19 protein-coding genes are annotated in these 20,162 nt (G+C 35.6%); 13 read left to right on the plus strand and 6 right to left on the minus strand.

Translation table 11 applies throughout. The annotated features are described in order from the left end of the window. The first annotated feature begins 1 nt into the window (after position 1). The 8 genes from QWY78_RS10385 (at position 2) to QWY78_RS10420 (ending at position 6,605) form a co-directional block, all read left to right on the plus strand. A complete protein-coding gene (locus QWY78_RS10385; protein WP_290219538.1) occupies positions 2–1,411 on the plus strand; it encodes a TolC family protein in 1,410 nt (469 codons plus the stop codon). A 139-nt stretch (positions 1,412–1,550) separates the two neighbouring features. Then, positions 1,551–2,510: an HlyD family secretion protein gene (locus QWY78_RS10390; protein WP_290219540.1), complete on the plus strand. Its 960-nt coding sequence runs from the start codon at positions 1,551–1,553 to the stop codon at positions 2,508–2,510. Positions 2,511–2,536: 26 nt separating this feature from the next. Next, positions 2,537–3,757: an ABC transporter permease gene (locus QWY78_RS10395; protein WP_290219542.1), complete on the plus strand. Its 1,221-nt coding sequence runs from the start codon at positions 2,537–2,539 to the stop codon at positions 3,755–3,757. Positions 3,758–3,929: 172 nt separating this feature from the next. Then, positions 3,930–4,625: a Crp/Fnr family transcriptional regulator gene (locus tag QWY78_RS10400; RefSeq protein WP_290219544.1), complete on the plus strand. Its 696-nt coding sequence runs from the start codon at positions 3,930–3,932 to the stop codon at positions 4,623–4,625. A 52-nt stretch (positions 4,626–4,677) separates the two neighbouring features. Continuing rightward, entirely contained in the window at positions 4,678–5,133 is a 456-nt protein-coding gene (locus tag QWY78_RS10405; protein WP_290219545.1) for a DUF1569 domain-containing protein, read from the plus strand. Between the two features lie 3 nt (positions 5,134–5,136). Continuing rightward, positions 5,137–5,661, plus strand: coding sequence for a hypothetical protein (locus tag QWY78_RS10410; protein ID WP_290219547.1), 525 nt, complete (start codon positions 5,137–5,139; stop codon positions 5,659–5,661). A 13-nt stretch (positions 5,662–5,674) separates the two neighbouring features. Further along, on the plus strand, positions 5,675–6,145 hold the full coding sequence (locus QWY78_RS10415; protein WP_290219548.1) for a hypothetical protein: 471 nt from the start codon (positions 5,675–5,677) through the stop codon (positions 6,143–6,145). Positions 6,146–6,158: 13 nt separating this feature from the next. Next, positions 6,159–6,605 (plus strand): VOC family protein, encoded by a 447-nt coding sequence (locus tag QWY78_RS10420; protein WP_290219550.1) that lies wholly within the window; start codon positions 6,159–6,161, stop codon positions 6,603–6,605. A 66-nt stretch (positions 6,606–6,671) separates the two neighbouring features. On the opposite strand, the gene QWY78_RS10425 is transcribed toward QWY78_RS10420, so the two are convergent. The 3 genes from QWY78_RS10425 to QWY78_RS10435 form a co-directional block, all read right to left on the minus strand. Next, the gene (locus tag QWY78_RS10425; protein WP_290219552.1) at positions 6,672–7,886 is read right to left on the minus strand and encodes an acetyl-CoA C-acyltransferase; all 1,215 of its coding nucleotides are present in this window, start codon (positions 7,884–7,886) and stop codon (positions 6,672–6,674) included. 86 nt (positions 7,887–7,972) lie between these two features. After that, positions 7,973–8,743, minus strand: coding sequence for a TspO-related membrane protein (locus QWY78_RS10430; RefSeq protein WP_290219554.1), 771 nt, complete (start codon positions 8,741–8,743; stop codon positions 7,973–7,975). A 73-nt stretch (positions 8,744–8,816) separates the two neighbouring features. Next, complete coding sequence (locus tag QWY78_RS10435) at positions 8,817–9,911, minus strand: MBL fold metallo-hydrolase (protein WP_290219556.1); 1,095 nt, start codon at positions 9,909–9,911, stop codon at positions 8,817–8,819. Between the two features lie 130 nt (positions 9,912–10,041). On the opposite strand from QWY78_RS10435, the gene QWY78_RS10440 reads away from it, so the two are divergent. Next, positions 10,042–10,467, plus strand: a complete 426-nt coding sequence (locus tag QWY78_RS10440; protein WP_290219558.1) for an SRPBCC family protein — start codon at positions 10,042–10,044, stop codon at positions 10,465–10,467. 59 nt (positions 10,468–10,526) lie between these two features. Here the strand turns inward: QWY78_RS10440 and tatC are convergent, their stop codons facing one another. Continuing rightward, entirely contained in the window at positions 10,527–11,360 is an 834-nt protein-coding gene (gene tatC, locus QWY78_RS10445) for a twin-arginine translocase subunit TatC (RefSeq protein WP_290219561.1), read from the minus strand. A 107-nt stretch (positions 11,361–11,467) separates the two neighbouring features. Beyond that, the gene (locus QWY78_RS10450) at positions 11,468–12,427 is read right to left on the minus strand and encodes a KpsF/GutQ family sugar-phosphate isomerase (RefSeq protein ID WP_290219563.1); all 960 of its coding nucleotides are present in this window, start codon (positions 12,425–12,427) and stop codon (positions 11,468–11,470) included. Between the two features lie 288 nt (positions 12,428–12,715). Here QWY78_RS10450 and recQ point away from each other — a divergent pair, with 288 nt between their 5' ends. The 4 genes from recQ to QWY78_RS10470 all read left to right on the plus strand — a co-directional run bounded on the left by recQ (position 12,716) and on the right by QWY78_RS10470 (position 19,510). Further along, positions 12,716–14,920 carry a DNA helicase RecQ gene (gene recQ, locus QWY78_RS10455; protein ID WP_290219565.1) on the plus strand — a complete coding sequence of 735 codons (2,205 nt, stop codon included), beginning with the start codon at positions 12,716–12,718 and terminating at the stop codon, positions 14,918–14,920. A gap of 11 nt (positions 14,921–14,931) precedes the next feature. Further along, positions 14,932–15,174: a hypothetical protein gene (locus QWY78_RS10460; RefSeq protein ID WP_290219567.1), complete on the plus strand. Its 243-nt coding sequence runs from the start codon at positions 14,932–14,934 to the stop codon at positions 15,172–15,174. A 102-nt stretch (positions 15,175–15,276) separates the two neighbouring features. Then, positions 15,277–16,353, plus strand: a complete 1,077-nt coding sequence (locus QWY78_RS10465) for a glycosyltransferase (RefSeq protein WP_290219568.1) — start codon at positions 15,277–15,279, stop codon at positions 16,351–16,353. A 604-nt stretch (positions 16,354–16,957) separates the two neighbouring features. Further along, positions 16,958–19,510: an adenosylcobalamin-dependent ribonucleoside-diphosphate reductase gene (locus QWY78_RS10470; protein ID WP_290219570.1), complete on the plus strand. Its 2,553-nt coding sequence runs from the start codon at positions 16,958–16,960 to the stop codon at positions 19,508–19,510. A gap of 93 nt (positions 19,511–19,603) precedes the next feature. Here the strand turns inward: QWY78_RS10470 and QWY78_RS10475 are convergent, their stop codons facing one another. After that, positions 19,604–20,038 (minus strand): hypothetical protein, encoded by a 435-nt coding sequence (locus QWY78_RS10475; RefSeq protein WP_290219572.1) that lies wholly within the window; start codon positions 20,036–20,038, stop codon positions 19,604–19,606. Positions 20,039–20,162 lie beyond the last annotated feature (124 nt).

Below are 20,162 nucleotides of genomic sequence, written 5' to 3' on the forward strand. Positions count from 1 at the left end.
TATGAAAACCTATATCAATAATTTGGGCAAAATCATGCTCTTTTTTCCGCTGGTTTTTTCTGCCCAACAGGCACCTACTTTACAGGAGTTAATAAACAGTGCCTTGCAAATTGACGGAACATTAAACCAACAAATACTCGAAAATAAATATACCCACTTAGACGATCAAAAGCTAAAGGATGTATTTCTGCCGAAAGTAGAAGTTTCTGGACAAGCGGGGTATTTGTATACTTCAGTTCATCTAAAATCTCCAGAAATTGGGATTCCGCCAATACCGAATATTTTTCCAGGTGCCATCATTCCCGAAGGTCAATTCAGTAATAATTTGAATATTTCAGGTATTTCTGCTTTAACCAAAGCCGAAGCAAGTGTTCTATTATATTCAGGTGGAAAGGTAAAATACCTGAAAGCGGCCAATCGTGAAAAAAATATTTCTGAAAATTTATTGATGGAGAAAAGTCGGGATGAAATCATCACCGAAATTTCAAAAGCCTATGATCAAATAGCGCTGGTTCAAGAATCTAAGAATGTATTAAATGAGGCCAAAAAACGATTGGATATCAACCGAAAAACCGCTGATAAAGCTTTAGGATATGGATTAATAACTCCGTATGACCGCAAAAAGATTGAGTTGGCGCAAGCGCTTTTAGATTCTAAATTGGTGGAATATGAAGGCAGGCGAGAATTGTTGATTACTCAAATTTATTTATTAACAGGAGTTGATCGCAACCGGATTGAACTTATACAGCCCAAATTAGAAACAATTACCTACGAAGTTTTAGATCAAAGTATAGAAAATAGAGTAGAAATTCAGGCTTTAAATCATGGCCTTAAAGCCACAGATTACAAAATCAAAGCAGAGGAACGATGGTGGATTCCAAAAGTTCAGGCACAAACTTCGCTAAGCTATTTTGGTTTATACAATAATAGCATCAGCACTTCCAAAGAGTTATTGCCCAACAGCGGTAAAAAATTAGATCTTAATCCATCCAACGTAAATGTCTTCCCTTTGTTTCAAGCCGGAGTTGGTTTTAAATGGGATATTTTTGATGGTAATGAAGGAAAGCATTTGGTCGAAAGAGTAAAAATTGAAAAAGAGCTATTAGAAAATAAAAAACGCGACGCCTCGAAAAAATTAAATCTTAATTTAGCAAATAATCAAACCAATTATAAGATTGCTAATGCCCAGATTAAATTGAAACAAAAAGCCCGTGAAATTGCAAAACAGGGCTTAGAACAGGTTGAAAAAGAATTCCGGTACGGAACCAAAACTTCATCCAATTTAATTGACGCGGAAAATGATTATGAAAATACCGAACTGGACTATCAGACCGCTATATTTAATCAACGAAGAAGCGCCATCGAATTGATGAAATCTACCCAAAATTTGCAAATCGATAAACTTTACTAAAGAGACAATAGACAATAGACAATAGACTACAAGATAATAGACTACAAGATAATAGATAATAGACTTTAAGAGAATTGATAAAAAAAGAAATCGAATTTTCTTCGACATGATCACAAACAACAAACAACAAACAATAAAAATGAAAAACACCATAATTACCTCTTTAGTTTTTGCAAGCTTACTCGCCCTTGGTGGGTGTCAGGATTCTAAACCCGAACGAGAAATCGTCGGAAAAACAATGAAGGAAGTCATTTCGTTTTCCCCAAAATTAAGCGGCAGAATCCTCATCATTAATGTGGAAGAAGGTCAAAGCGTAAAAATAGGGGATACCCTCGCAATTTTAGATGTTCCCGAAGTTTCTGCAAAAATTGCGCAGGCAAGAGGCGCAACGAATGCCGCTAGCGCGCAAGTGCTGTTGGCAAAAAATGGGGCTACAGCCGATCAGCTCCGGCAATTGAAGGCCAAACAAAAAGGCTTGCAGGAACAGTTTCAATATGCTCAGAAATCATTTGGCAGAGCTAAAAATATGTACCGAGACAGTTTGCTTTCACCACAAAATTATGACGAATATTTTGCAAAATACCAAGGTGCAAAAGCACAATTAGACGCCGTGAATGCCGAACTTCATGATGTTGAACTGGGAACACGATTTGAAAAAATAGAAATGGCACAAGGTCAGGAAAATCAGGCTAAGGGGGCTTTGCAAGAAGCCAACGTAGCCTACTCAGAAAAATACATCATCGCAACCAATGATATGGAAATCGAAACCATCTCTTTAAATAAAGGCGAATTAGCAACTGCCGGTTATCCGCTATTTACCGGCTATATTCCAGATACGTCCTACTTCCGGTTTACCATTCCTGAATCTAAAATTGCAAAGTATCAAAAAGGAATGACCGTAAAAATGCTGGTTAATTATAATAAAAAAGAGTTTTCTGGCAAAATTGTGGCCATTAAACAATTGGCAAAATATGCAGATATCACCACTGCTTTTCCAGATTATGAACCCGAAGAAGCGATTTATGAAATCAAAGTAATTCCAGAAAATCGGCAAGCGACTAAAGATATTTTGGTGAATTCAAATGTGACTTTGAAATAAGTGCAACTTTAATGTAATCACCCAAAATGAAACAAATAAGATATTTATTGAAAAGGGAATTCTACCTCTTTTTCACCAATAAAACAATGCTTTCCGTTTTCTTTTTAGCGCCGATTTTCTACGCTTTACTCATCGGCTTTACATACAAATCCGGAAAAGTAGAAAATATTCCAGTCATCGTGGTCAACCACGACAATACGCCCTTGTCTAACCAAGTGGTGGAAATGTTGCAAGACAGCAAGGCTTTGAAAATTTTAAGCTATATCAACGAACCAGCGAATCTGAAAGATGAAACCATCAGAACAGAAGCAGCTGCTGTAATCGTAATTCCCGAGCGGTTTGAGGCGATGATGCTTCAGAAAAAATATCCCGAAGTGAACGTCTATGTCAATACCTCTAATGTTTTGACGGCGAATTTTGCGACAAAAGCAATTCAACTCACCTTAGGAACATTTTCCGCCGGTGCTGAAATTAAAGCTTTGCAAAAAAAAGGAATGAATGCCGATTTGGCAAAAACCCAGTTTGAACCGTTTAAAGCCAATTATATTACCCTCTTCAATACCACCAGTAATTATCTGATTTTCATGTGGCCTGCTATGATGGCGGTCGTTTTACAACAGGTGATTTTGTTGGCGATGGCGGTCACTTTTTCAGAAGAATTTAAAAGAGAATCATTCATTAAAGATTTTGCCGGAAAAGAGAAATATGCAGTGGTGGTAATGGCCATAAAATGCCTGCCAATATGGATCTTTGCCAATTTCAATATTCTGTTTTTCTACCTGTGCAGTTTGTATTTTAGAATACCAGTGCCCGATAATCTGTGGAATTTCTTTCTAATCACCGCCGTATTTGTAGTAGCAGCAACCAATTTGGGCGTTTTGGTCAGTATTTTAGTGCCCGATGCGTTGAAAGCAACCCAGTATTTAATGGTGATCGCTTCGCCAGCATTTATCATCAGTGGATTTACTTGGCCAACTTTTGCCATGCCCGGATTTATCAAAAGTTTTACCGCTATTATCCCTTTAACACCTTATTTGGAAGCCTTGAAAATCATGGTCGTGCAAAACGGTTCCGATTTTCTGACCCAAAAATATTTAATACATCTTTTAATTTTAGCCTGGGTTTATTTCATTTTAGGTTGGATTGCGCTGAAAATTAAAATTCATTTTCTATTTAAAAAATATAACATCTCTGAAAATTACCAAGAAGAAACGCATGAAGAAGAAAACCCAAATCTTATTCTATAGGATAAGATCAATTTTCAGAAATTAAGAAAAGCAGTTTTCATACTGTTTGTTTGTTGGGAGCGTCCGGGTTTTATAATTCGGACGTTCTTTTTTTGCGAAGCTATTTGACTTTGTCGAAGGTAGATCCATTATTTTTTTAGGGCAGACATTTCCGTCCTCCATTCCCGCTTTTTTGCTTCACTTCGTTCCGCAAAAAGAGCTCCATTCAGGCCGGGCTGCAGACTTCGCTGCGTTCAAAATTCAGTTTAATAACAAAGAACTTTCACCTATTCGTAAATCTTTCTCTATTTTTGTAAAAACGAATACCTTGGAACTTCTTGATCAAATTTCAAAATACATAAAATTAGACGCTCTGACCGAGGATTTTTTCCGCAACGAGACGCAAACCAAAACTTATGCAAAAGGTGAATTATTGAGCCAGCAAAATACCTACAACCGAAATGTGTATTACATGGAAGAAGGTTTGGCACGAACGTACTATTTCGAAAAAGGAAAAGATATTACCACTAATTTTTATTCCGAAGGAAAATCGTTTGGGAGCATCGACACTATTTTTAATAATGTCCCTTCTATTTATACCATTGAAACCTTAGAAGAAAGTACCATCACTTTTTGCGACTACAAAAAATTAGAAGATTTATGTGCGGTTTCTTTAACCTCTGCAAACTTTAGTCGGTTTTTGCTGGGGAATTTAATGACCCAAATGTCCAAACGGATCAGTTCCTTGCAACACATGACCGCTAAGGAGAAATACGCCCAACTTTTAGATGAAAATCCTAATATTATTCTGCGTGCTCCTTTGGGAATGATCGCATCCTATCTCGGTATTTCGCAGGAAACATTAAGCCGAATAAGAAGTGAAATTTAAAATGAGCCTATTTGCGTAAATAATTCTATTTTTGTTTAGAAAAAAATAAATTATGCAAGACGTATTCACCACAAAAGAAGCTCAGAATTATATCGATAGAATCAACAAACTATCGCCTGAAACCAAAGGGAATTGGGGAAAAATGTCGGTTGACCAAATGTTGGCGCACTGCAATGTGACGTACGAAATGGTCTACGAACCGCAGAAACACAAAGCACCAAGCGGAATTGCAAAGTTTATTTTAAAGAATTTTGTAAAATCAAAGGTGGTAGGAGAAAAAAGCTATTCACGAAATTCCCCCACCGCACCGCAATTCGTTATTAATGAAAGCCAGAATTTCGACTTGGAAAAAAAGCGGTTAATCGGTTTTATTCAAAAAACGCAACAATTAGGACGAGATGCATTTGATGGTAAAGAATCTTTTTCTTTTGGAAAACTCAAAGCCCAGGAATGGAACAACATGTTTGCAAAGCATCTGAATCATCACCTCGAACAGTTTGGAGTTTAAATTATGAAAAGTTTATTTATTTTATTTATATGTGTTTCAACTTTTTTATCAGCTCAAGTTCAGAATACTTTTCCGTACAAGAATCTTGATCTCTCGGAACAGCTTCTTAATAAAGATACTTTTTATGAAGGTCAGGCCAACAAAGATAAGAGGTATAAAGTAAAATTTGAGTCTGTTAAAAAGGATGTACAACAACCCGAAAGATATTTGGTGGTTGGCGTAACTGATTTTGAAGGAACGCGGCAGGAATTTCAGGGTGAAATTATTTTTAAAGAAAAATTCAGAGTAAGAGATTCTGTAGAAGGTATTTTGCTTTTTGGAGATTTTAATTTTAAAGAAAAACCAGAGCAGCTTTCTGGTGTTTTTATAGGAAAGATTAGGGTGCAGACGGATGAAACTTTGGTGAAAACCAATATGGCGGGAAATGTAACTTTCAAAGGAGACTTAAAAAAAGAGGATGGGAAAACAGACCAACTTTGGTTTGGTAATTTTCACCATTACGATATCGATAAAGTAATTTTTAGATAATAACACCCGAATCATGAAAAAATTAACCTTATTATTGCTGCTGTTCAGTACTTATATATTTGCCCAAATGCCCAATATTTCCAGCGTTTGGATGAACAATTCCCAACCTTATATTGGGACCATCAGTTCGGCAAAATTACCGATGAAAGTGAAAATTAACTTTTCTGAACAGAATAAAATGAACGATCAGGAATATTTTATTTCAGGTTTTTCTTTGGTAGAAAATACAAATACAAAATTTGAAGGCAAGCTGAAAATTAATAAATATAAACCGGGCAAAAAAAGAAATACCGTTTTTGGTGATTATGAATTGGCGGAAGAAGCTACAGGTAAACATTCCGGAATTTTAAAAGGAAAGTTCATTTATACGTTTATGTGGAATAAAAAAACCGAAAAGATTGATAACCAGTTCATTCAATTCATCGGTGATTGGAACAGTTATGATGGAAAATTAAATTATTCAACCCTTTGGAAAAATCAATAATACAAGCAAAATTATGGCAACAATTAATCCTTACCTAACCTTTGATGGTCAGTGCGAAGAAGCATTTAATTTCTATAAATCGGTTTTTGGCGGCGAATTCACTTATCTTTCAAAATTTGGTGAAATGCCACCGGTGGAGGGCATGCCATCACTTTCTGATGAAGTTAAAAATAGAATTTTGCATATTTCGTTGCGCGTCTCACCCAGTACAATTTTAATGGGAAGCGATTTTATACCTGGGATGCACGATCAAGTGGTCGGAAATAATATTTCGATTTCAATCGATACCAAATCAGAATCGGAAGCCGAAGGTATTTTTAATGGGCTTGCGCGCCGTGCGAAGGTGACCATGCCATTGGAAAATACATTTTGGGGTGCGTATTTCGGGATGTTAACCGATGATTTTGGCGTAAACTGGATGGTGAATTATGATGATCCCGCGAAAATTCAACCCCATTAATTCCCTATATTTTAAAAATCCTTTCCCTCTTTTTAGGAGGGAAAGGGTTGAATACTGGCAGATCAATTACTTTGTCGAATTTTCTAAAATAATGGCATAACCTTGTCCAACTCCAATACACATGGTTGCCAGCGCATATTTTTTTCCGGATTTTTGCAGTTCTAAGGCGGCAGAATAGGTGATTCTGGTTCCACTCATTCCCAGCGGATGACCGAGCGCAATGGCACCACCATTTACGTTGACTCGGGGATCGTTAGTGGCAATTCCGAGTTCTTTTAAACAAGCAATACTTTGCGCCGCAAAAGCTTCATTCAATTCAATAATATCAATTTGATCTAAGGTGAGGCCCGCTCTTTTTAACGCTAATTTAGTAGCTTCTACCGGACCGATTCCCATGATTCGGGGTTCAACACCAACTACAGCGGAACAAACTATTTTTGCCAAAGGTTTTAAATTATATTTTGTCACCGCTTCCTCAGAGGCAATAATTACTGCAGCAGCACCATCATTTAGTCCTGAGGCATTTCCTGCCGTTACCGTTCCGTTTTCTTTAATAAAAGCGGGTCTTAATTTCCCTAAGATCTCTAACGTGGAAGTAGGCTTAATGAATTCGTCTTTATTAATCACAATTGCCTCACCTTTTTTTTGTGAAATCATCACCTCCGAAATTTCTTCCCCCAAACGGCCAGATTCCTGTGCTTTCTTTGCTTTCATTTGAGAATTAAAGGCGAAGACATCCTGTTCCTCACGGGAAATTTTATACATATCAGCAAGGTTTTCTGCTGTTTTTCCCATGGCCTCAATGCCGTACATTTTTTCCATCGTTGGGTTGATAAACCGCCATCCAAAACTAGAATCATACATTTTGGAATCAGTCCCAAAGGCCGACTCAGATTTGGACAGAACATAAGGTGCACGCGACATTCCCTCCACACCACCAGCGATAAAAAGATCGCCTTCCTCTGCTTTGATGGCTCTCATTGCTTGAACAATCGAACTCATTCCTGACGCACAGAGGCGGTTAACAGTTTCCCCCGGAACAGGCACCGGAATACCAGCCAAAAGCAAAGCCATTCTTGCGATATTCCGATTGTCTTCACCTGCTTGATTTGCACAGCCGATAATTACATCATCTATTTGATCTAAAGGTAAATTCGGATTTTTTTCGATGAGACTTTTCAGTACAGAAGCCATTAAATCATCAGTTCTGACCGGCGCTAAATTTCCTTTAAAATTTCCAATGGCTGACCGGGTTCCATCGATGATATAGGCATTTTTCATTTTATTTTTTTTAATAAGCGTAAATTTAAGAAAATAAAAAAGACTTCCAGAAAAGGAAATCTTATGCGATTTAAAACAATTCTCAGTTATTGTGCGTTAATCAATTTACTGGAAAAAATTTTCCAACAACTGCTAACGAATATAATACCTGCGGTAGATAGTGCAGCAAAATAAATCACCTGACTTTCTGCTTTGTTTACCACTGCAATGGCAATTAGAGCCCAAACTGCTACGAGTGCGAAGAAAGGTGCATTTTTTTTCCAGATCATTATGATATGGATGAATGAGGCAATGATTATTAAAATTATTGTCCAGTTCACTTCTGAAGCTCCCCAACCATTCCAGTCGATTTTCTTGAGCCAGGCTGCAGTGGCTGCAATGAGAGCTACACTAACCCAACCCGCATAAATTTGAAAAGGAATATTGATGAACCATTTTTGGGCTGAGGACGAATTATAGAGCAAGGCGTGCCAAAGTATTTTTAATAGCGCAAGAAGAAATACGACCATCACGATTACTGATAAGCCTGTGTAACCATAGAGCCACAATACAATCCAGGTGCAATTTGCCAGACATGAAATCACAAACCACCAACCGATCTTTTCTAGCAGTTCATCAGCTTCATTCTTTTTGGGATTAAATAAACTTCGACCCGTATAAAATACGAAACCAATGAGCAGTAAATAAATAAGACCCCAAATAGAAAAGGCATAGCCAGCCGGTGTAAACAGATTTTGGTTATCTGCTGATACGTTCCCAATCGTTTTACCATTGAAGACTCCCGTATTGCTTAGGTAATTAAATACGATTGTGGTTATTAAAAAGAAGCCATTCGCGATTTGTAATGTTTTTATCATGAGAACAAAATTTTTAAATGATTTAATATTAATTTAAGCGATAAACTTCCTGCAATTTAAAGAATAATTTTTTTTATTCATAGGATTCCCACCATTTTTCATATACTTTAGAATCATCATTCAAGAAGGTTTTTTCGCCAATTTTTGGAGTGAGAATTTTTAAATTTTCATCGTTTGCTGCGGTGATTCTTTTCAAAGGTTCATCCCAGGGATGGGTCGCTAAAACGAATTTTGAGTGATGGACGGGCAGCATCTTTTCAGCATTTAAATCTTTCATCGCCTGCAATTGCTCGGTAGGAACCATATGGATATACCTCCAATCCTGATGGTATTGACCCGTTTCCAGAATCGCCAAATCAAAAGAGCCGAATTTCTCACCGATTTTTTTAAAATGATCATCATAGCCACTATCCCCACCGATGAAAATGTTCTGCGTGGGCGTAATCAAAGCGAAACTCGCCCAAATTGTCTGATTTCTTTTTAAGCCTCGACCAGAAAAATGGCGGCTTGGTTCACAATATATTTTGAATCCATTTCCTAAATCAAAATCTTCGTGCCAATCAAGTTCAATAATTTGCGATGTTTCATACTTCCACAATTCCAGATGTTCGCCCGTTCCAAGACCGGTAATAACCTTGTTAACTTTTGACCGCAGTTGGGTCACTGTTCTATAATCCAGATGATCCCAATGATCGTGCGTGAGGATTAAATAGTCCAGTTCTGGAATATCACTTGCGGAATAAAAATCGGTGCCAGGGATGGCTTTTCCCATAAAAGAGAAAGGCGCAGCATTTCCACTGAATACAGGATCGACCATTATTTTTTTGCCATCGATTTGCATAAAATAAGAAGAATGACCAAACCAAATCAAAACATTTTCATCAGCGCTGAGATTCTGTAAATCTGTTTTATTAAAATTAAAATTTTGGGTTGGCTTTTTTCGGGGGGCTTTTCCAAATAAAAATCGAAACATCACCTTTCCCATATTTGTCTCCTCTGCCAATTGTGGCGTTGGATGTATATTCTGGAATGCACCACCTTTGAAATGAGGGGATTTCAGAATGCGTTTAAGTCTTTGTCCAGAAGGTTTTCTTCCGAATTGCGGATGTTTTGCGATATAAAAAATACCAGCAGCAAATAGAAGAAAAATAAATAAAATTAATATCATTGGGGAAATTAAATAGTGAAAAATAGAGTACGAAATTAAACCAAATATTTATCATGTTCCTTGTTTCACATATCCAAATTTGCGTATTTTTAGGTAGTGAAATAGTAGTAACCCTTAAAATTATAAAGTTATGCACGATAATGTAGTAATTAAACAGCGAGTCAATGCGCCAATTGCAAAAGTGTGGAGCGCCCTTACAGACAGTTCTCAAATGAAAAATTGGTATTTTGATATTGCCGATTTCAGTACTGATTTACACACCGAATTTAGTTTTTACGAGCCAGGTGGTGAAAATAAATACCAACATCACGGTCAGATTTTAGAAGTAATTCCACAGGAAAAACTGAAGTATACGTGGTCTTATCCAGAGTTTTCTAAGGATAAAACAATCGTAAAATGGAATCTTCAAGACGAAGGTGATCAAACTTTGGTTATCCTTACTCATAAAGGTTTAGAGAACTTTGATCATCTCGGCGAAGAATTTCATAAAGAACAATTTGAAAAAAACTGGACTGAAATTGTAGCTGAAAAGTTGAAAAATTTTGTTGAAAATTAATTTTCCTATTTAAAAAATATAAAACACGCCCTCGAGCGTGTTTTTTTTATGACCAAAGACTATAATTTTTTGATTGCCAGCTCTTCTTCACGTTTTCTTTTCTCAACTTTTTTAAAGGTATATGCGCTCATAATGATACTGAATTCATACAATAAAAGCAGTGGAAAGGCTGCCATTAACATACTCAAAACATCCGCAGGAGTAATAATTGCGGCAACGACCATAATCAAAACAATAGCATGACGACGATAGATTCGCATGAATTTAGGCGTTAAAATTCCTATGGAAGTTAAAAAATATACAATCACCGGAAACAAGAAAATCACGCCCATTCCCAAAACGATTTGAAGGAAAAGGGTTGTATAATCACTTAAATCAAAAAGCTGTGTAATGGAATCTGAAACCTTAAACAATAACCCGAAATTTATAGCAAACGGAAGAATCAAAAAGTAACCGCACAGAATACCAGCAGCAAAAAGAATCCAAACGAAATTAATTAACCAAACGGAGTTTTTCCGTTCTTTGGGGTGAAGTGCTGGTGAAATAAATCGCCAAAGTTCCCAAACCAAATAAGGAAATGCAGCGACAATACCGCCAAAAATAGAGACCGCCATCATCACGTTAAATTGCTGAAATAACTTTTTTTGTTGCACTGCAAAATGACCGGGCAGTGTAATGCTGTCTTCGCCAATTAATTCTCTGGAAAAGTGGTTCACTACACGAAAAGTGAAAAAATCATTTCGTGTAGGTCCAAAGAAGATGTGATCCATAATCCAATTCACATTGAATCCAACCACAATCGCACAAATTACAATCGCAATCATTGCGCGAATCAAGTGTGCTCTTAATTCTCCGATGTGTCCCCAAAAAGACATTTCTTTTACGTCGCTCACGAAATTTTTATTTAAATATTTTTTCTGGTATTCTTACAAAAGCCAGGTGATTTTGAAGTTGCGAAATTAATTAAATATTAACAAAGAATCTTTAAATGAATGAGATTTTAATTTATTCCTTCGTCTAACAGGCGGTGAATATCAATGATTCCAAAGTATTTCCCATTATCAGTTACAATGAGCTGACCGATGTTTTTATCTTTCAAAATTTGCATTGCTTCTTTTGCTAAAGCATTTTTATCCACACTTTTCGGGTTGATGCTCATGATATCTTTGGCGATAAATTTTGATAAATCTTGGTCACTCAACAACATTCTACGCAAGTCACCATCCGTGATCACCCCAATTATTTCCTCGCCATAGGTCACCACTGTAATCCCATGTTTTGAACTGCTCACTGAAATAATAATATCTCTCAAGTTTGCATTTTCAGGGACTTGGGGCTTTTGCGGTGATAGAAACTGTTCCACTTTTGCCGTAAGATTTTTACCCAAACTGCCTCCTGGATGAAATTTCGCAAAATCAGTTTCTTTAAAACCGTTAAGCTCCATTAAGCAAACTGCCAAAGCATCACCCAAAGCCATCTGAACGGTGGTAGAACTGGTAGGAGCCAACTTAATTGGGCAAGCTTCCTTTTCAACATGGGTGTTGAGAACCACTTCAGCAACTTCAGCAAGTTTGCTGTTTAAGTTGCCTGTCATTGCAATAAGACTGGAGGAATATTCTTTTAAAAAGGGAGCCAAAGTAACAATCTCTGGTGAGTTGCCAGAATTTGAAATGCATAAAACCACATCAGTCTTTTGGATTACCCCCAAATCACCGTGAATTGCCTCGGACGCATGTAAGAATTGAGAGGGTGTGCCTGTGGAATTAAGCGTCGCAACTATTTTATTTCCTACATGTGCAGACTTACCAATTCCTACGATGATGAGTTTTCCTTTCGCGGAATTAATGATTTCTACCGCCCGCAGAAACTGTTTGTCTAGACGGTTTTTAAGGAGCTCGAGCTCAGATATTTCAATTGATAAAGCATCTTTTGCAAGCTGTAGGATTTTTTGATTATTCATAAAATTAAAGGATCATTTTTTAAGGATTTCCACCAATTTAAAATATTGTACCGCATCTTTTTTTACATTATGGAAGAGAAATTCCTATAAAATACAAAAATATTAAATGTGATTTTAATCAAAATTAAAGGCCATTGTTTTTAATTGTGATAATAATTATTTAACTTTGATTAATATGCAAATTTAGGAAAGAAATATCAGAACCTAACCTAAAATCCAAATTTTCAGGCAGCGTGAAGATGAAGATGTTCAACAAAAAATACTGCTACAAAAAATGTCAACAGAAAGATGAATACAAAAAGCACCGATTTATCTAAAGAATTAAAGAAATATTTCGGTTTCTCAAAATTTAAAGGTCAGCAAGAAGAAATTATAAAGACCCTCATAAAGGGGGATGATGTTTTCGTTTTAATGCCAACCGGCGGAGGCAAATCCCTTTGCTATCAACTACCCGCATTAATATCAGATGGTACCGCAATCGTGGTTTCACCATTAATCGCCTTGATGAAAAATCAGGTCGACGCAATAAACGGGCTTTCCTCGGTGGAAGGAATTGCACATGTATTAAATTCTTCCCTTAATAAAACCCAAACCAAACAGGTATTTGATGACATCAAATCGGGTGTTACCAAATTACTATATGTTGCGCCTGAATCCTTGATTAAAGAGGAATACCAGGATTTTTTGCGGGATGTTGAAATATCTTTTGTCGCCATTGATGAAGCACACTGTATTTCAGAATGGGGCCATGATTTCCGTCCTGAATATAGAAACCTGAAATCCATTATCGATAAAATTGCGGATGTTCCCGTAATTGCCTTAACCGCTACAGCAACACCGAAAGTGCAAGATGATATTCAGAAAACCTTGGGCATGAGCAATGCTTTGGTTTTTAAAGAGAGTTTTAATCGCCCGAACCTCTATTATGAAGTAAGACCGAAAGTAAATATAGACCGCGAAATCGTAAAATTCATTAATTCTCATAAAGGGAAATCTGGAATTGTATACTGCCTGAGCCGCAGAAAGGTGGAGGAATTTGCACAGGTTTTACAAGTTAATGGTATTAATGCTTTGCCTTATCACGCAGGACTCGATCAAAAAACCAGGGTGATGAATCAGGATAAATTTCTGATGGAAGACGCAGATGTTATTGTCGCCACCATTGCCTTTGGAATGGGAATCGATAAACCAGATGTTCGTTTTGTGATCCATTATGATATTCCAAAATCACTGGAAAGTTACTACCAAGAAACCGGTCGTGCCGGTCGGGATGGAGGAGAAGGTCATTGTCTTGCTTTTTATGATCCGAAAGATATCGAAAAATTAGAAAAATTTCTAGCGCAAAAACCTGTTTCTGAACGGGAAATAGGGTTGCAACTTTTAAATGAAGTGGTTGGGTATGTAGAGACTTCTATGAGCAGACGTCAATATATATTGTATTATTTTGGAGAATTGTTTGATCCTGTAAGTGGTGATGGCGCGCTGATGTGTGATAACTCCGTAAATCCGCCTAAATTAAAAGATGCTTCAAAGGAATTAAGATTGGTTCTTAAGCTAGTGAAGGAGCTGGAAGAGAAGTTTAAAACAAAAGATCTCATTTCAGTACTTCTCGGCAAAGAAAACCCCGTGACCAAATCCTATAAATTAGAAAATAATAAACATTTTGGCATTGGTGAAAAAGAAACAGAAAATTTTTGGAAATCAATTATCCGACAAGCAACCGTACAGAATTTTCTTCAAAAAGATATTGAAACGTACGGTGTTTTAAAATTAACTGAAAAAGGCAACCAGGCACTTGCTACAAAATCTGATCAGGTGTTTTTTATTGCAGAAGACCGCCAGTACAATTTGGAGCAAACGAAAGCAGATTCCGACAAAGTGCAAACAGATTCAGTCGCCAGTTTGGATGAAGTGTTGTTTGCTCAGCTAAAAGACTTGCGAAAAAAAGTAGCAAAAAAGCAAAGCATTCCGCCCTATACGGTATTTATGGATCCGAGTTTGGAAGATATGACCGTGCAATATCCCGTAAATATTGATGAAATTGCAAAAATTTATGGTGTTGGTGAAGGTAAAGCAAAGAAATATGGAAAAGAATTTGCTGATTTTATTAAAAATTATGTTGAAGAGAATGAGATAGAAAGAACTCAGGATATGGTGATGAAAACAGTAGCCAATAAATCCAGTCACAAAGTTTTTATCATTCAGAGTACCGATAAAAAAATTGATTTAGAAGATATTGCAAAAGCCAAAAATATTTCAATGGATGAACTATTGAAAGAAATGGAACGGATTGTTTATCAAGGAACTAAATTGAATATCAACTATTACATCGATGAAAATTTTGATGAAGATGTGGTAGAGGAATTTATGGAATTCATGGGTGAAAGTGAAAGTGATAGTATGAAAATTCTTTTGGCCGAATTTGGTGATGATTTGAGTGATGAAGAAGTGCGAATGTTGCGGATCAAGTTTATTTCAGATGTAGCGAATTAAATTAATTTGTTATGCAGAATCCACTTTTAGAACTAAAATATGATTTGATGAAATGGATTTCTAATCTTGATGATTTGGAAGTTTTATCAGAATTAATGGAATTTAAAGAAAAAAATATTGATGCTGATTGTTTTGAAGAAAAGAACGTTGAAGCTGAACAATCTTTTGATGAGCAATTTGCTGCAGGAATGACTTCTGAAGAACTTTTAGAAAATATTTTTGCACATATTGATACTTTACCCTGGAAAAAATAACTTTTTTACAAAAAACCATTCGAACAATTTTTCAGAATTGATGTAAATTTCGCTTCACTTTGTCAAAGTTAAAAATCTTTGACAAAGTTTTTTTTAAAGTTTATGAAAAAGAAAATCTCCATCATCTTCATCCTTCCTGATCTTGAAACTGGCGGTGCAGAAAGGATTGTTACCACAATTGCCAATCATCTCGACCGTGAAAAATTTGATCCAAAAATTTTACTTTTGCGGAAAGAAGGCGGTTATTTGGATTTTTTAAAAGAGGATGTAGAAATTATCGATATCAAAACACCTAGAATTCGCCATTCTTTACTTCCTATTTTAAAAGAAATTCGCAAAAGAAAACCAAATATTGTTTTCAGCGGTTTTGGCGAAGTGAACGCTTATTTGGCTTTATTTATCAAATTTTTTCCGAAAACCAAGTTTATTGCAAGAGAAACAAACGTGGTTTCTCAACACGTTACGAGAAAGGAGATTCGGTTTTTCTACAAATTTTACAATAATTATCATAAAATCATTTGCCAAAGTGATGATATGCAAAATGATTTAATTGAAAGTTTTAAGATTAAAAAAGAGAAAATCGTTAAAATAAATAATCCTGTTGACTTTGAATTTATTGATGAAAAATTAGAAAATACAACAAAACCAGAATCTTTTTCTGATGATTATAAAAATGTTGTTGCTGTCGGAAATCTCTCTTTCAGAAAAGGTTTCGATAATTTGCTGAAAGTTTTTAGTCATTTTAAAAATGAAAAAATCAAACTTCATATTTTAGGAGATGGAAAAGATAAAGCGGTTTTACATCAATTAAAATTAGATTTAAAATTAGAAAATGTCATCTTCCACGGACAGCAAAAAAATCCGTATCAATTTTTAAAATTTGCAGATCTATTTGTACTTTCTTCCCGTTATGAAGGTTTTCCAAATGTTTTGTTAGAAGCAGGAGCGTGCGGAACTTATTCTTTGGCAAATAATTGTCCGGGTGGAATTAATGAAATTATCCAACCAAAAATAAATGGAGAAATTTCAGATATTGAAAATCACGAAGAATTTGCGGAAAAGTTAAGAATCATTTTGAATGCAGATTATGAAAAAGAAGAGATTAGAAATTCTATAAAATCTAGGTTTTCTAAAGAAATTATTTTGAAGAAATATGAAGATTTGCTAGGTGATATTTAATTAAGTTAGAGACTTCACTGCTGAAAAAAAAATTTTAAATCGTGCTTTTGTCATTCCGTAGGAATCTCAACGTGAGCAATTTGGCAACGCTAGATCGACTTCGTAGAACAATTTCATTGTTTCCTGCGAAATGGCACTTACGAGTAAGTTGTTTTGATTTTTGCTTATTATTTTTTTGAATTTAATTCAATAGCGTCTGGCTTTAGCCCGATGTTTTTTGCGTGTAAAATTTGGCTTTAGCCGAAACTTATTTTAAATTTTGGCTAAAGCCAACTGAAAAATTATTATTTTAAACCTATTGATATATTGTTATTCTTATACGCTTTTTCCTTTTTGAAATTTTGAATATTTTTAATAAAAAATTAGCAAATTTAAAATTCAATTACATCTCAAATTTCTAAATCATATTTTTAAAATGTTTATATAATTATAATATTTCGCAAAATCTATGATTCAAATCACAATCAAGTTTTCAAAAGTTGCAAACTTTTATCATTTTAAAAATATTTATTAAATTGATTATCAATATTTTAACCTAAAATATTTGTAAACTTTTTTTATCTGAATAAACTTCTGTACTTTTATTTCGTCAAAAAATGAAAATATGGAAGCAACGCTCTTATCAAAAAAAACAAATACTTATACGTTCGATGATGCTTATCAATCTACTTTAAAATATTTTAAGGGAGATGATTTGGCTGCAAAAGTTTGGGTGAGTAAATATGCCTTAAAAGATTCAGACGGAAATATTTATGAGCAAAATCCAGATGATATGCACCGAAGGATCGCTTCTGAAATCGGGAGAATTGAAGCGAAATATCCCAATTCGCTTTCAGAGCAAAAAGTTTTTGATCTCATCAAAAAATTCAAATACATCATTCCACAAGGAAGTCCGATGACGGGAATTGGAAATAATTTCCAGATTGCATCGCTTTCAAACTGCTTTGTAATTGGCAGTGGAACGCAAAGCGATTCTTACGGAAGCATTATGAAAATTGATGAAGAGCAAGTGCAATTGATGAAACGTCGCGGTGGTGTTGGTCACGATTTGTCGCATATTCGTCCGAAAGGTTCTGCGGTGAAAAATTCTGCGCTCACTTCCACAGGTTTGGTTCCGTTTATGGAAAGGTATTCCAATTCTACGCGGGAAGTTGCGCAAGATGGAAGACGCGGTGCTTTGATGCTTTCCGTTTCTGTAAATCATCCAGATTCTGAAGATTTTGTAGATGCAAAAATGGAGCAGGGAAAAATTACTGGAGCCAATATTTCGGTGAGAATTGACGATGATTTTATGAAAGCCGTCGTAGAAAAAGAAAATTACATTCAAAAATATCCGATTCACAGCAAAAATCCTAAATTTCAAAAAGAAATAAAAGCGACCGATCTTTGGGATAAAATCATTCACAACGCGTGGAAATCTGCCGAACCGGGAATTCTTTTCTGGGATACCATAATTAATGAATCTTTGCCAGATTGTTATGCAGAATATGGCTACGAAACGGTTTCCACCAATCCGTGTGGCGAAATTCCGCTTTGTCCGTATGATTCTTGCCGACTTTTGGCGGTGAATCTTTTCTCTTATGTAGAAAATCCGTTTACTAAAAAAGCGAAATTTAATTTTGAATTATTCAAAGAACACGTCGGTTACGCGCAAAGAATGATGGACGATATCATCGATTTGGAAATTGAAAAAATCGATGCGATTCTTGAAAAAATTAAAACCGATCCGGAAGGTGAAGAAATAAAATTTACCGAACAAAATTTGTGGTTAAAAATTCGTCACAAAACCATCGAAGGTAGAAGAACTGGCGTTGGAATTACGGCAGAAGGCGATATGTTGGCTGCTCTTGGAATTCAATACGGAAGCAAAGAAGGTAACGAATTTTCTACTTTGGTTCACAAAAATTTGGCTTTGGCTGCCTATCGTTCGTCCGTAGAAATGGCGAAAGAAAGAGGTGCTTTTGCAATTTATGATGCCAAAAAAGAAGCGAAAAATCCATTTATTTTAAGATTGAAAGATGCCGATCCAGAACTTTTCCAGGATTTGCAGAAATATGGCAGAAGAAATATTGCTTTGCTCACGATTGCTCCAACTGGAAGCACTTCCTTGATGTCGCAAACTACGTCTGGAATTGAACCCGTTTTTCTTCCAGTTTATAAAAGACGTAGAAAAGTGAATCCAAATGATCAGGATATTCGTGTAGATTTTGTAGATGAAGTGGGCGATTCTTGGGAAGAATATTTGGTTTTTCACCACCGTTTCAAAGAGTGGATGGAAATCAACGGTATGGATTCCAATAAAAATTATTCGCAAGAAGAAATCAATGATATTATTGAAAAATCTCCTTATTACAAAGCGACTTCCAATGATGTAGATTGGTTGAGCAAAGTAGAAATGCAGGGTTCTATTCAAAAATGGGTGGATCATTCCATTTCTGTGACCATCAATATTCCAAATGATGCGACGGAAGAATTGGTGAATCAACTTTACATCAAAGCGTGGGAAGTGGGTTGCAAAGGCGTTACGGTTTATCGCGACGGTTCTCGTTCCGGTGTTTTGATTTCTGCCGATGAAAAAAAGGAGGAACAACCAGAAATGATTACTTCGGTTTTCCCGACCAAAAGACCGCAGATTTTAACAGCAGATGTGGTTCGTTTTCAAAATAATAAAGAAAAATGGATTGCTTTTGTTGGCTTAATTGAAGGAAAACCTTACGAAATTTTCACAGGTTTAGCCGATGATGAAGAGGGGATTTTAATTCCACGTTGGGTAAATGAAGGTGTAATCATCAAAAACCGCGACGAATCTGGAAAATCCCGTTATGATTTCCAATTCAAAAATCTGCGAGGTTACAAAACCACTATTGAAGGACTTTCCCACAAATTTAAACCAGAATTTTGGAATTACGCCAAACTCATTTCTGGAACTTTACGTCACGGAATGCCGATTGAAAACGCCGTAGAATTGATCAACCGTTTAGAACTCGATTCCGAATCCATCAACAATTGGAAAGCCGGAGTTGCACGTGCTCTAAAACGCTACATCGCCGATGGAACCAACGCCGGCGGAAAATGTTCGAGTTGTGGCTCTGACCAGGTTGTTTATCAGGAAGGTTGCTTGACTTGTAAGAATTGTGGGAATAGTAAGTGTGGGTAGAATAGTTTTTTATATGATTAAAGACGCAGTTTTTTCTACGTCTTTTTTTGTCAAAATGATATTTGAAAAACTAAAACAGTTTATGGTTTTAAATTAGCAATTTATCTTTATTAAAATTTTTATCGCACCGAAGATAAAAACACCAATAGTAATTATAAAAAATATTGAACTTAATATTGAAAATGAAATATAAACTTTTCCTCTTTTTTCAATGTTTTTTTCGACATTGAAAAAGTTGATATATTTAACGCTTATACCGAAATATTTACTGATTTGCTTTTTAAATGTGGTTAACTGCTTTTCAATATTATTTTCATCTGCTAAAATATTGTAATAATTTATTAATATTTTATTTAATTCTAAATCTTCGGCATTAACTTCATAAGATAGCGAATAATTAAAATCTTCTTTTAAGTACTGAATTAATTGGAAAGTTGTTTCATCTCCAGTAATTTCTCTTGGAGTCGGAATTTGATCTGTATTTACTGTAGCACCTTTAAAATAATTTGATATATCACTTAAAATCATTGAATTAAGTGATAGCGTTATGACACTATCCCGTAAAGTGTGTAAGTTGAAAAGTTTGAGGCTTGAATTTTTATAATTTGAGCCTTTCTTCAAATATAAGCATAAATTGATTTAATACAATTCC

The organism is Kaistella yonginensis (genome assembly GCF_030409525.1).
GTDB classification, from domain to species: Bacteria; Bacteroidota; Bacteroidia; order Flavobacteriales; family Weeksellaceae; genus Kaistella; species Kaistella yonginensis.

Excerpts from the sequence above, each read along its gene's own strand:
- recQ (WP_290219565.1), top strand. The coding sequence starts at position 12,716 with ATGAATACAAAAAGCACCGATTTATCTAAAGAATTAAAGAAATATTTC.
- QWY78_RS10450 (WP_290219563.1), bottom strand. The coding sequence starts at position 12,427 with ATGAATAATCAAAAAATCCTACAGCTTGCAAAAGATGCTTTATCAATT.
- QWY78_RS10420 (WP_290219550.1), top strand. The coding sequence starts at position 6,159 with ATGGCAACAATTAATCCTTACCTAACCTTTGATGGTCAGTGCGAAGAA.
- QWY78_RS10385 (WP_290219538.1), top strand. The coding sequence starts at position 2 with ATGAAAACCTATATCAATAATTTGGGCAAAATCATGCTCTTTTTTCCG.
- QWY78_RS10475 (WP_290219572.1), bottom strand. The coding sequence starts at position 20,038 with ATGATTTTAAGTGATATATCAAATTATTTTAAAGGTGCTACAGTAAAT.
- QWY78_RS10440 (WP_290219558.1), top strand. The coding sequence starts at position 10,042 with ATGCACGATAATGTAGTAATTAAACAGCGAGTCAATGCGCCAATTGCA.
- QWY78_RS10425 (WP_290219552.1), bottom strand. The coding sequence starts at position 7,886 with ATGAAAAATGCCTATATCATCGATGGAACCCGGTCAGCCATTGGAAAT.
- QWY78_RS10395 (WP_290219542.1), top strand. The coding sequence starts at position 2,537 with ATGAAACAAATAAGATATTTATTGAAAAGGGAATTCTACCTCTTTTTC.
- QWY78_RS10465 (WP_290219568.1), top strand. The coding sequence starts at position 15,277 with ATGAAAAAGAAAATCTCCATCATCTTCATCCTTCCTGATCTTGAAACT.
- QWY78_RS10410 (WP_290219547.1), top strand. The coding sequence starts at position 5,137 with ATGAAAAGTTTATTTATTTTATTTATATGTGTTTCAACTTTTTTATCA.
- QWY78_RS10390 (WP_290219540.1), top strand. The coding sequence starts at position 1,551 with ATGAAAAACACCATAATTACCTCTTTAGTTTTTGCAAGCTTACTCGCC.
- QWY78_RS10405 (WP_290219545.1), top strand. The coding sequence starts at position 4,678 with ATGCAAGACGTATTCACCACAAAAGAAGCTCAGAATTATATCGATAGA.
- QWY78_RS10415 (WP_290219548.1), top strand. The coding sequence starts at position 5,675 with ATGAAAAAATTAACCTTATTATTGCTGCTGTTCAGTACTTATATATTT.
- QWY78_RS10430 (WP_290219554.1), bottom strand. The coding sequence starts at position 8,743 with ATGATAAAAACATTACAAATCGCGAATGGCTTCTTTTTAATAACCACA.
- QWY78_RS10460 (WP_290219567.1), top strand. The coding sequence starts at position 14,932 with ATGCAGAATCCACTTTTAGAACTAAAATATGATTTGATGAAATGGATT.
- QWY78_RS10435 (WP_290219556.1), bottom strand. The coding sequence starts at position 9,911 with ATGATATTAATTTTATTTATTTTTCTTCTATTTGCTGCTGGTATTTTT.
- QWY78_RS10470 (WP_290219570.1), top strand. The coding sequence starts at position 16,958 with ATGGAAGCAACGCTCTTATCAAAAAAAACAAATACTTATACGTTCGAT.